10 protein-coding genes and 3 pseudogenes are annotated in these 15,016 nt (G+C 55.7%); 4 read left to right on the top strand and 9 right to left on the bottom strand.

All coding sequences use genetic code 11. The annotated features are described in order from the left end of the window. Positions 1-77: 77 nt before the first annotated feature. The 4 genes and pseudogenes from NLU14_RS11395 to NLU14_RS11410 form a co-directional block, all read right to left on the bottom strand. Entirely contained in the window at positions 78-944 is an 867-nt protein-coding gene (locus NLU14_RS11395; protein ID WP_275706523.1) for an SDR family oxidoreductase, read from the bottom strand. Beyond that, a pseudogene (locus NLU14_RS11400) lies at positions 941-1,303 on the bottom strand (acyl-CoA dehydrogenase family protein); the annotation flags it as partial. The pseudogene NLU14_RS11400 and the gene NLU14_RS11395, both read right to left, overlap by 4 nt. Positions 1,304-1,370: 67 nt before the next feature. Beyond that, entirely contained in the window at positions 1,371-2,153 is a 783-nt protein-coding gene (locus NLU14_RS11405) for an SDR family NAD(P)-dependent oxidoreductase (protein WP_275706525.1), read from the bottom strand. Positions 2,154-2,175: 22 nt separating this feature from the next. Continuing rightward, positions 2,176-3,123, bottom strand: a complete 948-nt coding sequence (locus tag NLU14_RS11410) for an enoyl-CoA hydratase-related protein (protein WP_275706527.1) — start codon at positions 3,121-3,123, stop codon at positions 2,176-2,178. A 169-nt stretch (positions 3,124-3,292) separates the two neighbouring features. Between NLU14_RS11410 and NLU14_RS11415 the strand changes: the two are divergent. Both NLU14_RS11415 and NLU14_RS11420 read left to right on the top strand, forming a co-directional pair. Then, positions 3,293-3,686 (top strand): annotated as a pseudogene (locus tag NLU14_RS11415) (transposase); the annotation flags it as partial. 163 nt (positions 3,687-3,849) lie between these two features. After that, the gene (locus tag NLU14_RS11420) at positions 3,850-6,432 is read left to right on the top strand and encodes a winged helix-turn-helix domain-containing protein (RefSeq protein ID WP_275706529.1); all 2,583 of its coding nucleotides are present in this window, start codon (positions 3,850-3,852) and stop codon (positions 6,430-6,432) included. A gap of 283 nt (positions 6,433-6,715) precedes the next feature. Here the strand turns inward: NLU14_RS11420 and NLU14_RS11425 are convergent. Beyond that, positions 6,716-7,219 (bottom strand): annotated as a pseudogene (locus tag NLU14_RS11425) (transposase); the annotation flags it as partial. A gap of 343 nt (positions 7,220-7,562) precedes the next feature. On the opposite strand from NLU14_RS11425, the gene NLU14_RS11430 reads away from it, so the two are divergent. Together NLU14_RS11430 and NLU14_RS11435 are read left to right on the top strand one after the other, a co-directional pair. Next, complete coding sequence (locus NLU14_RS11430) at positions 7,563-8,669, top strand: DcaP family trimeric outer membrane transporter (protein ID WP_275706531.1); 1,107 nt, start codon at positions 7,563-7,565, stop codon at positions 8,667-8,669. A gap of 925 nt (positions 8,670-9,594) precedes the next feature. Then, positions 9,595-10,446, top strand: a complete 852-nt coding sequence (locus tag NLU14_RS11435; RefSeq protein WP_275706754.1) for a Y-family DNA polymerase — start codon at positions 9,595-9,597, stop codon at positions 10,444-10,446. Positions 10,447-10,699: 253 nt separating this feature from the next. Here the strand turns inward: NLU14_RS11435 and NLU14_RS11440 are convergent, their stop codons facing one another. The 4 genes from NLU14_RS11440 to NLU14_RS11455 all read right to left on the bottom strand — a co-directional run bounded on the left by NLU14_RS11440 (position 10,700) and on the right by NLU14_RS11455 (position 14,967). After that, positions 10,700-11,491, bottom strand: coding sequence for an enoyl-CoA hydratase/isomerase family protein (locus NLU14_RS11440; protein ID WP_275706532.1), 792 nt, complete (start codon positions 11,489-11,491; stop codon positions 10,700-10,702). 35 nt (positions 11,492-11,526) lie between these two features. Then, the gene (locus NLU14_RS11445; protein WP_275706534.1) at positions 11,527-13,089 is read right to left on the bottom strand and encodes an AMP-binding protein; all 1,563 of its coding nucleotides are present in this window, start codon (positions 13,087-13,089) and stop codon (positions 11,527-11,529) included. Positions 13,090-13,171: 82 nt separating this feature from the next. Further along, positions 13,172-14,470 carry a TRAP transporter large permease gene (locus NLU14_RS11450; protein WP_275706537.1) on the bottom strand — a complete coding sequence of 433 codons (1,299 nt, stop codon included), beginning with the start codon at positions 14,468-14,470 and terminating at the stop codon, positions 13,172-13,174. Beyond that, positions 14,470-14,967 (bottom strand): TRAP transporter small permease subunit, encoded by a 498-nt coding sequence (locus tag NLU14_RS11455; protein ID WP_275706539.1) that lies wholly within the window; start codon positions 14,965-14,967, stop codon positions 14,470-14,472. Before NLU14_RS11455 ends, NLU14_RS11450 begins: the two co-directional genes overlap by 1 nt. Positions 14,968-15,016: the final 49 nt, after the last annotated feature.

Genomic DNA, 15,016 nt, shown 5'->3' on the forward strand with positions numbered 1-15,016 from the left:
CCCTTAAGCCAGCGGCAACTCCACCCTGACCAGTGCCTCCATGTCGGAACTCACGTGGAGCGGGCCTGCTTGTTTGCTTAGTTCTTTTTCTGCATCAAGCTGGCGGCCGTTGTCCAATCTTGGTCGGTCCAGGATGTCAGATGAGAAAAGTTCGAACCGGTCGCCTGAAACTCGCCGCCGTCGATCCCTATCGTCTGGCCGTTTAGATACTCGGCGCCCGGCGACATCATGTACGCAGCGAGGTTTGCAAGTTCAGGCATGTGGCCAGCACGTTTCATGGGGTTGCGGCCGACGGGGTCGAAGGTCCCGCCTTTGGGATCGAGCCGGGCCATCATACCTTCCGTGGGGAATAAGCCAGGAGCAATTGCGTTGAAGCGAATACCCTTTCCGCCCCACTCCACCGCAAGCGATTGGGTCATGGCATTGAGGCCGGCCTTGGACATGGCCGAAGGCACGGTGAATGGCCCTCCATTCCAGATCCAGCTCACCAGGATAGAAATCACTGAGGCCTTGCGCCCTTCAGCGATCCATCGCTTGCCGCATTCAAGCGTCACCAGGAAGGATCCGCGGAACACTATGCTGGAGATCGCATCGAACCCGTTGGGCGACAGGTCCTCCGTGCGGCTGATAAAGTTGCCGGCTGCGTTGTTCACCAGGCCGGTCAGTGCGCCACCATCGGCCCAGATGGTTTCCACCATCTTTGAAATGTCCTCATGGCGGCGGATGTCGCAGGCGACCGGGATAATGTTGGAGCCATTGGCGGCCTTCAGTTCAGCGGCAGTTTCTTCCAGCACGGACATACGCCGTCCGCAGATGTAAACCGTCGCGCCCAATAGGCCAAAAGCCTCAGCCATCACGCGGCCGAGACCCGAGCCTCCACCAGTTACAAGAATGCGTTGCCCGTCCAGGAGGTTGGGCCGGTACATCAGATCATCGAGTGTCATAGTCTTCTCTGTGGTTGATTGTGTTTACAAGGAGCGCCAAATCGCTTCCTCTCGCTGGTTCTGCCGTAGATGCGATGCACACACGAATCCGTATACAGGCGCGCTACGGGGTATTTGTTCATAAAGTCGTAGCCGCCGAAAAGTTGCAGGCACTCGTTCATGACGCACCCGCCCTGCTCCGACATCCAGAGCTTGACCATGGACACTTTGGCCGTGGCCACCAGATCGGTAACGCTGCTGTCCACGAAGGTCCAAGCCAAATCGATGGTAGTAGCGATTTTGGCCAGCTTGTATTTGGTGTTCTGGAATACGCTGAGCGGATTGCCAAAAGCCCGGCGTTCCAGCACGTATTCGAGCGTCGCGGCGTAAACATCCGCAGGTCCGCATCCATCCGCTTGGGCGTGAAACCAATGGTCATAGTTGCTCTTAGCGGGGCGACATGCGGATGGCGCCGTCCACGCGAACCGACTCGCCGTTCAAGTAGGTGGTAGTAATCATCATCTCTGCCACGGCTGCAAATTCGTCGGGTATGCCCAAGCGCTTCGGAAAGGGGACGGAGGCTGCCAGCGCCACTCGCACGTTCTCTGGCTGTGCTAGCAGCAACGGCGTCTCGAAAATTCCTGGGAGGATGGTGTTCACGCGGATACCGTTGGCCATCAGATCGCGCGCCACAGGCAGCGCCAAGCCAACGACACCGGCCTTGGATGCCGCGTAGGCAGTCTGTCCCATCTGCCCGTCCTGCGCGGCCACGGAAGCTGTGTTGACGATGGCGCCGCGCTCGCCGTCAGCCAGCGGATCCAGGGTCAGCATGCCGGCCGCGCTTTTGGCCAGGCAGCTGAAGGTGCCAATCAGGTTGATCTGGATGATCCGCTCAAAATCCTTAATTGGGAAATGCTTCGGCTTGCCGGTTGTCTTGTCGGTGGATGCAGTCTTGACGGCGTTCGCGACACCCGCGCAATTGACGAGGATGCGCTCCTGGCCATGGAGTTCACGCGCTTTCGCAAAAGCCGCGTCGACCTCGGTTTCGGACGTTACGTCCACCTCGCAGAAGACGCCGCCTATCTCGCGAGCCAATGCCTCGCCACGCTCGGTGTTGAGGTCGAACAAGGCGACCTTGACGCCGCGGCTTGCGAGACGCCGTGCAGTAGCTTCCCCAAGGCCTGACGCCCCGCCCGTGACCACGGCGCTGATTTCAGATCCTAATCGCATAAAATTCCTCTGCTGCTTCTGTTTAGTTGGTGACGGTGTTGACCTGCCTCGCCAAGCGACGGGCCGCCTGTGCATCGATAAATGCCTGAACGAGTTGCGCCGCCTGCGGTGTCCTGACAATTCCTGCAAAGGTGCGCAGTTCCTCTTCCAGTGCCGCGTCGCGCTGCAGGCGAGCGCAGCGGGCGAGCAGGCCCGGCACCGCAGCCAGTGCCGGAAGCTCCGCACTCTTTGACGTCGGATCGCCAGAAAGATGAGTTGCGTGCCCGGTGTCAGCATTGAGATGAGTGCATTTCTTCCTGCGCTCCTCCTGCCAGTCCAGATCACCGGCCGCAGCCTGCTGCAGCACCTTGAGTGCGGCTTGGCGCAAAGTATTGGGCTCGCAGACGTCGTAAACGACGTTGGCGGCCAGCGCAGCTTCAGCCCTGAACGAGTTGCCTTCGGTGATCCACTGCAGCGCGACTGAGATGCCAGCCACCCTTGGTAGACGTACGTGACCACCAGCACCCGGAATCAGGCCTAGCTTCACCTCGGGTAAGCCGATCTGCGCAACGGAGGACATCACGCGAAATGAGCAAGCCAGCGCGAGCTCGAGGCCACCTCCGAGCGCGTAACCGCCAATCGCTGCTACCGTGGGAAATGGCAAGTCTTCAAGCGCACGGAAAGCGTCGCTTGCGCCACGTACATCGTCAATGATCGCAGCCTCGTCCAGCGCAAAGCGTTGCACGAATTCATGAACGTCCGCGCCGACGACAAAAACGTCCGTTGCGCTGCTAACCAGGAGTCCGCAAACTGCATCGGCCTGCGCCAGTTGCGCGAGTGCCTCATTGAGTTCCTTCAACGTGCACGAATCAAGCTTGTTTGCCGAGCCGTCTTGGCGGTCAAAGCACAACTCAAAGAGTTGATCGCCAACGGCGCGTACCCAAAGACTTTGCCCTTCAAACAGGGTCGATTGATCTGTTAAGTTATCCATCCTTGAAATCTATCTCGGATGCATCTCAGTACGCCTCGTCTGAAACGACGAAATTACTACGTTGGATTACCTCGGCTGCCGTAGACACTTCTGACCTATGTTTCGGTGTCCACTACATGTAACTGAAACACGTTTTTGGCAATATCCATTCTGGCAATGGGCAGACTTTGTGCTCAACGGAGCGGTATTGACAGAGTACAAGCCGCGTCATCAGCATCAGGAATTCCTGGGATTCTTGCGCACCATTGACAATTCAGTACCGCCCTATCTCTCTATCCACATGATCGTCGACAACTACGCCACGCATAAACATGCGCGCGTCAAAGCCTGGTTGGCTCCGCCTGCGCTGCCATGTGCATTTCATTCCGACTTACAGTTCCTGGCTCAACCAGGTAGAGCGCATCTACTCACTGATCACGGACAAGGCCATCTGGCGCGGATCGTTTGCCAGCGTCACGGAGTTGACGCGGAAAATCGATCATTTCGTCACCTCCTATAATCAGAATTGCAAACCGTTCCAATGGACCCCGACGGCTGATTCCATTCTCGAAAAACTCCAGTGACGTTGCACACGAATTAACAGGACAGGACTTCTTATGCTAATTTGCATTGATGTACCCGAGAATATCACCCCACAAGCTGAGGCCGCCTGCTGCTGATAAACGTCATGTTCAGCGCGGGAGTGCCACACATTTTCTGGTGGAGCCTGGACCGGTTCGCCTGGTTTTGGTCCACGCGCCTGCAGGGTTCGGCAAAACAACCGTTCTTGCGCAGGCTCGTCAACATCTGTGCGCCCAAGGAATTGCTACCGCTTGGCTCACGCTGGATTTAGCGGACAACGATCCATCCCGTTTTCTTGCCTGCCTTCAGGCAGAGTTCATAGCATTGCAAACTCAGGAAATAGAAAACGCAGCACTCACGTCAGACACACCAGACGGTGATCAGGTTAGCGGGCTTTTTGAGCGCATTGCAGCTATTGACTTTCCCTTCGTTCTTTTTCTAGACGAGTTCGAAGTTATTAATTCGCCCGGCGTGCTCGACTTGGTGGGACAAGTGCTTGAACGCCTCCCCAGCAGCGGTAGAATTATCCTCGGGACGAGGACTATGCCGCAACTGCGGCTTGCGCGGCTTCGGGCAACCGGTCAGATGCGGGAGTTAGATGCTCAGAACTTACGGTTTTCGCTGGAAGAAACTCGCGCGTTTTTCGAAACGCGTCCGGGTATTGGACTCTCGGACGACGACCTTCGCATTTTGCACAAGAAGACTGAAGGCTGGGTGGCGGCTCTGTTGCTCGCTTCGCTGGCGCTTGAACGAAATAAACGTGGCAGCGAGTTCATAGCATCGTTTTCGGGGACCGAATCCGCACTCGCCAATTATCTCGCCGAGGAGGTTCTGTCGCAACAACCCGAGCCTGTCCGGCATTTTTTACTTCGCACATCTATACTCGGTGAGATTTCAGCGCCGCTTTGCAGCGCACTCATGCCAGAGGTGGACTGTCACGCGATTCTGGCGGAGTTGGCAGCGACGGACGTTTTCATTATTCAAATCGAAGGCGAGCCTGGAACTTGGCGATACCACAGCCTGTTTGCCAGTTTCTTGCGCTCCGAACTGAAACGGGAAGCGCCCCTGGAATTTCTCGCCCTGCATGAAGCTGCTGCCCATGCATTTCTCAAGCAGGGCCGCACTGTACCGGCGATAGACCACTTGATCGCCGGTGGCCACACCCAACCAGCTGTTACCTTGCTGCGTAACCAGGCGTTGCAACTGCTGACCCAGGGCAGGCTGCAATTGCTGGCACGCTGGTTCGATGCGTTGCCGCCATCTGCGCTGGTGGGCTCGCCTCTGCTTGAGGTGACCTACGCCTGGACACTGGGATACACGCGTGGCCCGCAGGCTGCGATCGTGCTGCTGAAAGCTACGGGCTTGACGGACTCGAACGATCCGGAGATCAGGGTTCACGTAGCAGCCTTGCAAGCCACGCTGCTCATCATGATGGACCGCTGGGAAGATGCCTATGCGGCGGGTCGACGCTCACTAGCCGCACTCCCTAGTCCATCTGCCTACGCGGACACCGCATTGGTCAATGTGCTGGCTGCGGCGGCAACGGTATTGGGCCTTTTTGATGAGTCGAGGCACCTAGTTGAGCGCGCGCGTCTGAGTCAGGGCCAAAGTGTCAGCTATTTCCACCGCATGTACTCCGAATCCATCGAGGGCATCATTGATTTGCTCGAAGGTCGCTTTCGACAAGCTCAGGCTAGGTTTCATCTGGCACTACAGACATCCCAGGCGCCTAGCATTTATTCTGGCCACGGCAATGCATGGGCTGGACTTCTGTATGCCGTTTCCATTTATGAAAATGGAGACCTGCGCGAGGCGCAGCATTTGCTGCACCTGTATTTGCCTCTTGCGCGAGATGCATGGCTTCCGGAGCAAACGATCCTCGGCTACCTATTGCTGTCGAGAACGACTTTTTACGCAGGTGAAATCGATCACACTTTCGAGCATATTTCCGAACTGGAATACCTGGGCCATGAACGCCGGATTCCCCGATTTGTCGAAGCGGCTCGACTGGAACGGGCATGGGTCTTGCTGCGTCAAGGCCACTCCAGTGCGGCGGCCAAAGAACTTGCGATCGCTGCAGAATCCCCGGTGTGGCGCGACGTCGGCGCACGCCAGCATCTTGCACTTGATTGGGACAACCTCGATATCGCGTGTGCACGCTGGGAGTTGATCGCAGGAGACGCCAACAAGGCACTGGAAAACCTGTCGCAATTGCTATCTCAGGCGCGTATGCAGGGACGTTCGCGCCGTGCCCTCAAGCTTCGTTTGCTCCTAGCCATGGCACAGGCACGCACAGGTCAAGATGAGAAGGCGACAGAATCAACGCTGGCTTTGGTAAGAGAGTGCTGTACAGAGCGCGTTGTGCGACTGTTTGTTGATGAAGGACCTACCGCAGCTGCATTGCTCATGCGCTGCCGTCCATTTGCCGAAGCACAGCACGATCCTTTGATTACGGATTACCTGCATCGCCTGATCACCGCGTTTGGCCCCCAGGCCATTCCGCTGGATGCCGATGCAACTGTCGGGGGCGACCTGCCCGAATTGAAGGAAGCGCTTACCACCAAGGAAATTCTCGTGCTGCAACTGCTTGCAGAAGGTTATTCAAACAAGGCGCTGACGGAAAAGCTGTTCGTCTCCGATAGCACGGTACGCACCCACCTTCGCAACATCAATGCAAAGCTCGGCGCCAACAACCGAACCCAGGCGGTTGCCCTTGGCCGTAGGTACGGGCTCATCAACTTTAGGTAGCCTGAGATTTTCGGACACTCCCGTTTGGCAAACTCACCAAAGGGAGAAATCATTGCAAAACCGATTTTAAAAGTTACGCGCCCGAATTTCGGGAAGAGGCAGTCAAGCTAGTGTTGGGGCAAGGCCTTTCACTACAGGAGGCGGGAGCGCGCTTGGCTGTCGCCAGGGGAGGCTCGCTAATTGGGTCAGCACCGGCCAGCCGCAACGTTGCTGAACTCGAAGCAGAGATCTCCAAGCCGCGCCGTGAACTGGCGGTCGAGCAGTTGGAAAAGGAAGTGCTAAATAAGGCCAAGTCCTCATGCATTCGGGGGTGAACCAATCATGCCACCGCCCTCGTCATAAATCTCTATGATGCGTGACAGCAGGTGCTGATTCGCCTTTACCCTAGCGGACTCAGGGCGAAATACACAAGCGTAATAACCGCTGGCTGACACTTTCAAGCATCGGCGCATAAGACTTATTGGGAAATGACTGTGACAACGTTGAATCGCCTGAAACCTCAGGACGATTTCTTTGCGAAGAACACTACCGCTTCGCGCAAAAATTCACTCTCCTTCTTCGCACGGGCCAGCTCTCGCTTGAGAGGGGCAACCTCCTCGGCTCTGGGCGAGCTGGGGCGCCTGAAGTCCTTATCGGTATCATCATCCGCTTCTCTGCGTCAACGAGACAAGAGATTGGGATTGACGCTGATCTCCAAGGCGACTTGGCGAGAACTCACACCAAGTTGACGGGTTAAAGCGATGGCTTCACGTTTGAACTCCGGACTATATTTTCTGCGTCCGGATATGAACCCTCCCTTAGCACAGTGTGCCTCTTTTTAGAAATATCCGTTAACGCTTAAAACGCAGCTTCTGTTCCGTTGAGTCACACCCCAAGTCCGACAGGCTTCTTGTGTCGAATCGTCGATATTGACGATGAAAATATCGAGAAGGACACCTAGAGTAGAGCACTCACGACAATAACATGGGAGCCAAAGTGAATGCCTATTATCTAATATAGAAAACTGTTTGAAAGCTAGTTTGCTGTTAATTTATTCGTGTCGATCAGCGACATAAAAATTGAAAAAAATTTATCAATAACCGTGTGCCCCAGCGCATTAATAGAACAACAACTCTGGAGATAAATATAACATGAATTTTAATAAATCAATTCTAGCCAAGACTACTACAGCCGCAATTTTCTTTAGTTTTATCTCCCAAGCATCCGCAGTCAATATCGATGCAGGTGATTTTGATGCGAATATTTATGGCTATGCTCGCTTGACTATGGTTTACGATGTTGATGAGGATATTGGAGCGGATGCTGAAAATAGCATTTTTTCATTCATTGAAGGAAGCGGTGCCACTGGACATTTTGGTGCAAACGCCAATCAGAGCCGAATTGGCGTACAGATCAAGAACAATGACGGCGTAGAGTTCAAAGTCGAGGGGGACTTCTACAACGGTACATTGCGGCTACGTCATGCCTATGGGCAATATAAGGGGATATTGGCGGGACAAAACTGGTCAAATTACACTAGTTTTGTCGGCGCAACTTCCACTCTTGATTTCAGTGGTGTTGCGGGAGGCGCTGGACTTCAGCACCGGGAACCTCAGCTCAGATATACCACCGGCAAACTCTCTATGTCGGTTGAAAACCCACGAAGTGTGTTGAATAGTGCGAATGGCGCAACCCTTAAAGACAGTGCTCCTGCTTTTACCGCACGATACGAATCCCGTAGCTCCGGGGGCGGTTATTCCCTTGGGGTTCTCGCCAAACAGAACGCACACGATGACGGCATAACTGATGATTCTGCTATTGCTTATGCTGGTTTTGTTTCAGGGAAACTAGCGCTGAGCGACAATATTTCAGTTCAGGGAAGCGTGAACTATTCCAATGGGGCAAGCGCATACCTTCACCAATCATATGCAGACGATGCCTATCTTGATGCCTCCGGTAGCCTAGAGAATATTTCTGGTTATGCAGGGAATATTGGAACCACCTTCAAACTTGGTGGCGGCAAAAGTATCAATATGGCTGTTGGTATGACAACCGTAGACTGGGATGATGCTGTAGCGGATGGAATCAATGTCGATCGAAAGTCTGAAGTTAACCGAAACATTCTAGTTAACTACCTCTGGACGCCAGTTAAGAACGTAATGATGGGCGTCGAACTCGCCAACTGGTATACAGAAAGAGTAGATGGCACTGACGATGATGCAAACCGAGTTATGTTTGCCGCTCAATATAATTTTTAAAAACTTACCTTAGATAATAAATGCGTTAGAGAATTTTTAGACTCATAAATTGCTCCGTTCACTTTTTTGGAAACCCTCTGTGTGTCCTTTGCCCGGTCTATGCCGGGTTTTTTTGTGCGCCCGGCACGGGCTCCTGGAGGTGCACGTCCTCCCGTGAGCTGGCCACAGCGAACGAAGTGAAGCGCAACTGCGGAAGGACGACCGACCGTGGGGAGGAAGCGTGGATCGTAAACCGTGAGCCGATGAATAAGAATCGGATAGGAGGCACTGCTAAGCAGGGCGAGCGGGCAAGAAGCCGCGAAGCTCTTGTGGCCAACGTGAGGTGGTGTATATCCGGCGGTTGTGCGGTGAAGGAGTGTGTTCTTACCCGGGGAGATCTCGCCGTATGCCTGAAAGGGTGACGTGGTAACACGGAGCGAGAAGTCAGCAGAGGCCATAGTAGCCACTTGTTCAGGGCGAAGGGCTGAACGAGAAGAAGCTTCAAACGCCTTGTCGATGAGCACTGTAACGCATCAGATGCCCGCGTCAGCGGGGCGGGTCGCAACAAGGGGAGGTGAAGCCTTGCCGGACGTGACCAGTGATGAAACAGGGCTCCCGCGACGAGAACCGGAGGGCGCAGGGCGAAACCTGCTTGCGTAGGCGTTCGCACGAGAGAATATGCAGCGGGCATGGAAGCGCGAAGGTTCGCTTTTGTTTAGGCCCGGACATTTTATTTTACTCGTAGCCGTCAATTGATGGTTCTAACAGGCGGTGCCTTTAGACCGGAATAGTGGGCTACGTTTTTGGGGTACGAAATACCAATCCATCAATGGCATGGACATAAAAGTGTATGAAGAGGGCTTTATATCGACGTCCGCCATGGACACGGGGCCATTCAGTGAAAGCCATGTGATGCTCAGTTTAAAGACATGTCCATAATTGGATCATTCGTAGTTATTCGTTCTATGCGTCCTGCGAAAAGCTATTCCGGCCGGACCTCAGGAACACCCCAGTCGTGGTCCTTTCCAATAACGATGGCTGCGTCGTCGCTCGTTCGAAGGAAGCTAAGGCTCTGGGTATTAAGATGGGCGTGCCTGCCCATCTAATCAAAAGGGAAATCCGCCACCACCGCATCCAGGTTTTCTCTTCCAATTACACGCTCTACGGTGACATGAGTCGACGGGTCATGACCAACCTGGAAGCCATGGCGCCACGCGTTGATATCTACTCCATCGATGAAGCCTTTCTAGATCTCACCGGAATTGAGCAAGTGGTGTCTTTTGAGGCGTTTGGCCGGCAGGTGAAGGATGCCGTATATCGGAACGTCGGGCTTCCTGTTTGTGTTGGCATTGCGCCGACCCGGACGCTGGCCAAGCTCGCCAATTACGCGGCTAAGAAATATCCAGCGACGGGTGGCGTTGTTGATCTGACGGACACGGCTCGACAACGGCGTCTGATGGCCCGTGTGCCCATGGAGGAGGTATGGGGTGTTGGGCGCAAGCTTTCTGCCAAACTGCAGGCTATGGGCGTCACAACGGCTCTGCAGCTGGCCGATACCAACCTAGCCACTTTGCGCAAACGCTTCTCCGTTGTGCTCGAGCGGACCGCTCGAGAACTGAACGGCATTTCCTGCCTTGTGTGGGAGGATGCTCCAGCCCCCAAGAAGCAGATCATGTGCTCTCGATCCTTCGGCCAGCCCATTCGGACATTGCCGGACCTCGAAGCCGCCGTAGCGCATAGTGTCATTTTCAGAAGACGACTGCACCAGCTCATTGGACTGGCCGTACCGAGTGCATAGGACTGCTGACAAGACCTATTCAGTAGTTCTATGCACGAGCCCACCGCGACGGGATGGGATTGCTCAGGAGTCCCCTGCACGATGCTGTCTTGCTTCGTCACTTTACTAACCATAAGAACCCTTTGTATGTGTTAGAAAAAATTACGGGTTAAGTGACTAATTTTGACGCTCTGGTAGCTTGGGCGCACACTGTCACATAATCGAACGTTTTTCGGACTAAGTCGATCCATTTCATCTGCCAATGAACAGTTACTCAGTCAAACTTGGGCGGGCGCTTTGCCTGAAAGGCAGCGATGCCTTCGGCCCAATCCTTGCTGTCGATCAGCATGGAGAGCGCTTCGAGACCGAAACGGCGGGCGCTGCGTAGATCGACATCCTCGCAGGTCAGGATAGCCCGTTTGCTCTGCATAATCGCAAGCGGGCTCTGCTCCTTCAGTTTCTGGACAAGGGTGAGCGCATCAATCACTTCCTCGCCCGGCTCGCTGATCTTGTAGAGAAGCCCGTGGCGGTCCGCCTCCTCGGCGTCGATGTGGCTGCCTAGCAGTATCCATTCCATCGCCTTGCTGCGGCCAACGTGGCGCGACAGTTTCTGCACACCGCCGGCCCCCGCCAGCGCGCCTAAGCGCACCTCCGGCAAGCCGAGGCGGGTCTCTTTTGACATGATGCGAAAATCGCACGACAGTGTCATTTCGCAGCCGCCGCCAAGAGCGTAACCGTTGATCGCCGCGATCACTGGGAAGGGAACCACTTCCAGACGGTCAAACAGGCGGGCAATCAGGTCGAGGTAGTCATCCCGCAGCCTGAAACGCGCATCGACGTCCATCTGGTCTTCAAAGAAATAGTCGAGGTGCGCACCACAGCAAAAGGCGCGACCGGTCCCGGTGATGATCAGCGCCCGGCAGCCCTTTTCGACCATGATGTCGAGAGCCTGATTAAACTCGCTGAGCAGGGCCTGGGTTAGGGTGTTCATCTCCTTCCCGCGCTGCAGGGTAAGCAGAGCGACATCCTTTTCGGGCCATTCCAGTTTGAGTGTTTCGGTTTCCATCCCGGCGTGTCTCCTCTTGGGGTGTCATATCGGTCCTATCGCTTGAGCTTGATGCCGCTGGCCTCGCGGTCCCAGAGCTGTTTCATTCGATCGGCCGCAATTTCTCTCAGCTTGTATTTCTCGACCTTTTCCGAGGTCGTCTTGGGCAGAGCCGAGATCGCCTCGAGGTAGCGGGGCACCATGAAATAGGGCATGTTCTCGTCGCAGAAGCGGATAATCTTTTCTGCCTCGAAGACGTGACCCTCTTCCATCACCACGAAGACGAGGACGTCGTCCTCACCCAGTTCCGACGGCACCGCGACGGCGGCGGCCTCGCGGATGCTGTCGTAGCTGCAGATGATCATTTCAAGCTCATAGGTGGAGATGTTCTCTCCCCGCCGCCGGATAGCGTCCTTTTTTCGGTCCACGAAATAGAGATAATCGTCCTTGTCCAGATACCCACGATCGCCTGTGTGGAACCACAGTGTCGAGCACGAGGAGAGCGTCTCTTCCGGCATTCGAAAATAGCCGTCCATCATGATGCCCGGTGCCATGGGCCGCAGCGCGATCTCACCGACCTCGCCGGGCGCGAGGGCGTTGTCGTCATCATCAAGGATCGCGAGCGAGACGTGAGCACGCGGTCGACCAGCGGAACCAGCCTTTTCCAGCGGCTCATCGGGTCCGTGCAGTGTCACCGCGAAGGTTTCCGTCTGTGCGAATAGGCTGGTCATCTTGATGCCGAGGTCTGTGAGCGGCCGAGCGGTTTCACCATCGAGTGCGGGCACGACCATCATTTGGCGCAGCTTCAGGCGGCTGCGATCGATGCGGCCCAATTCCTTCAGCGCGATATTGGCCATGGCGCCGAGCGCGTTCGTCTGGGTCGCACCACTAGATACGATTTCCTCCCAGTAGTTGGACCCAGAGAAACGGCGTGTAACCACAAGCTTGGCACCGCAGACCAGCGCCGACATGAAGCTGTACCACAGTGCGTTGGCATGGAAGAGAGGCAGACAGGTGAAGATTACGTCATCCGGGGTGTAGCCATAAGCCTCGATTGCCTGATTGCCGCAGCTCAAGCCTTGCGAATGTGGGCTGACGACTCCCTTAGACGGTCCGGTCGTGCCCGAGGTGAACATCAGGAACATCGTGTCGCGCGGGTCGACAAACACCTCTGGACAGCTGCCGTCCGCGTCGAGCATGTCGTCAAAGTTCACGGTCCCTTCCGGGACACTCCCACCGTCGACTTCGGCGATGACCACCGGGCCGAAACCCTTGAGGCCGTCGACGATCGAGGCGGCACGTTCGTAAAGCTCATGCTGCACGATAATTGCTTTGCTGGTGGACTGGTGCAGGAGGTATTCCAGCAACACCCCCTTGGCCGCGGTGTTAATGGGCACAGCGACCGCCCCGAGCTTGGCCAGCGCGAAGATCGACAGAACGAATTGCGTGCAGTTGCCCATGAGCAGTGCGACGTGATCGCCCTTGGAGATGCCAAGCTGCTTGCGGAATGCGTTAGCCACCCGGTTGGTACGGTGGTCGAGCTCGGAAAAACTAAAGTCTTGTCCCTCGAAAGAGAGGAAGATCTTGTCGCCAAAGGTTTCGGCCTGTTTTCGCAACATCTCTCCCAACGTAGTGTGAATTACTCCACTGGTCATACAGTCATTCCTCCATAGATGTTTCATTCATCTGCGCGTGTTTAGATCATCCCAGCGGCCAGAGCACGAGTTGCGGCACGGAGATGAGTAGCACGATCAACATAAGCTCGATTGCCAGGAACGGGAGACAGCCCAGAAACACGTGCTTGAGATCAAGATCGCTCACGGCCCCCTTTACCACGAAGACGTTCAGTCCGACGGGCGGGGTGATTAGCCCTATTTCGACGACTTTCACGACGAGCACCCCAAAGAGCACCGGGTGCACGCCTACTTGTTCGATGATTGGAAAGACAATGGGCATCATAAGCAGGATCATGGAAATCCCGTCGATGAAGGCACCGAGTACGAGGAACGGCAGCAGGATCAGGATCAGCAGGACCGGGATGGGCACGTCGAGGCTCGATACCCAGACCGCGATCTCCACCGGCAGGCGAGTCGTTGTCAGGGCGAGGCTGAACATGCCTGCGCCGATGATGAGCGCGAAGACCGAGGAAGTGATCGCGCTGCTTTCGCGCAGGCCGTGCCACAAGATATTAAACCGGCCGCGCCGGGCCATGGCCATGATGATGGCAACGAAGGCACCGACCGCCGCCGCTTCGTTCGGCGTGGCGATGCCGAGATAAATCGATCCCACGACTAGCACGAACAGGACTAGTGCTTCCCAAGTTAGGAGGAGGCCCTTGAAACGGTCTGTGATGTTGAAGCGCGGGTGGTCCTTCTGCCCGCCGACGGAGAGGGGGTTAAGACGTCCCATCACCACAATGCCGAGCACGTAGGCCACTGCAGTCAGGGCACCGGGGAGAAGGGCGCCAGTAAAGAGCTGCACAATAGAGGTCCCGGTCGCGAGCCCGTAGATGATGAGGATACTGGAGGGCGGAATCAGCACGCCCAGCGTGCCGCCCACGGCCACGCATCCCGCCGCGAGCTTATCGCTGTAACCGGCAGCCCTCATTTCCGGGATCGCCACCTTGGCGATGGCGGCGGCGGTCGCGATGCTGGAGCCACTAACGGTCGAGAAGATTGCGCAGGCGAAGATCGTCGCGACGGCAAGCCCCCCTTGAAGCCCAGCGGTAAACTTGTTCGCCGCCTCAAAGGCTCTTGCCGACACTCCTGTCGCGAAGGCCATGTGGCTCATCAACAAGAAAAGCGGGATAACTACGTAGGCGAAGTTGGATACGTGGGAATATGGAAACGTCGAGATGAGGTATTCGAAACCCGCGCTTCCCCGTGTCAGGAAGATGCCGACCATTCCGCTGGTCAGCAGGGAAAATGCGATCGGCATGCCCAGAATAAGGAGGGTGAAGAGTAGCGCGATGATGAGGCCGCCAATTTCGATGTGTGTCATCAGGATTTATCCTTCGTATCGTGCCCGACTAGCAGGAACACGGCGTCGATGAGGAGTTGCAGGGCAAGAAGGACGAAACCGATGGCAATGATCGTACGCGCGGGGTAGATCGGAAAGCTGACTGCGCCGTAACTCATCTCTTTCACGGAGAGCGAATGGAGGGCTTCCAGCGTCGTGTACCAAGCTATGATTGAGATCGCTACCAGCGCAATCAACGTCGTCAGAAGATTCAGAATGCGGGCGATCCCTGAGGGCAGGTAGTTGATCAGCACTTCCATCCTGAAATTGGATTTGGTGGTCTGGACCGATGCAAGGCCCAGATACACCAGTGCCACCATGAGTAGGGTGCTTAGTTCGGTCGCGCCGGGGATCGGCTGCCGGAAAAGGGCCCGAAGCGCCACGTCGGCCACCACGATCAACGTGATCAGGAAGATGGCCACGCCGGACGCCACCCCCATGAAGATGTTAAATCTCTCTAGAGCTCGCAGAAGCTTCATTAATTAATCACCAATCCCGGTCTTCAAGCTCAAGTTGGACGCAGGCGGA

Origin of the sequence: Marinobacter iranensis (assembly GCF_029207565.1) — a bacterium.
GTDB lineage: Bacteria > Pseudomonadota > Gammaproteobacteria > Pseudomonadales > Oleiphilaceae > Marinobacter > Marinobacter iranensis.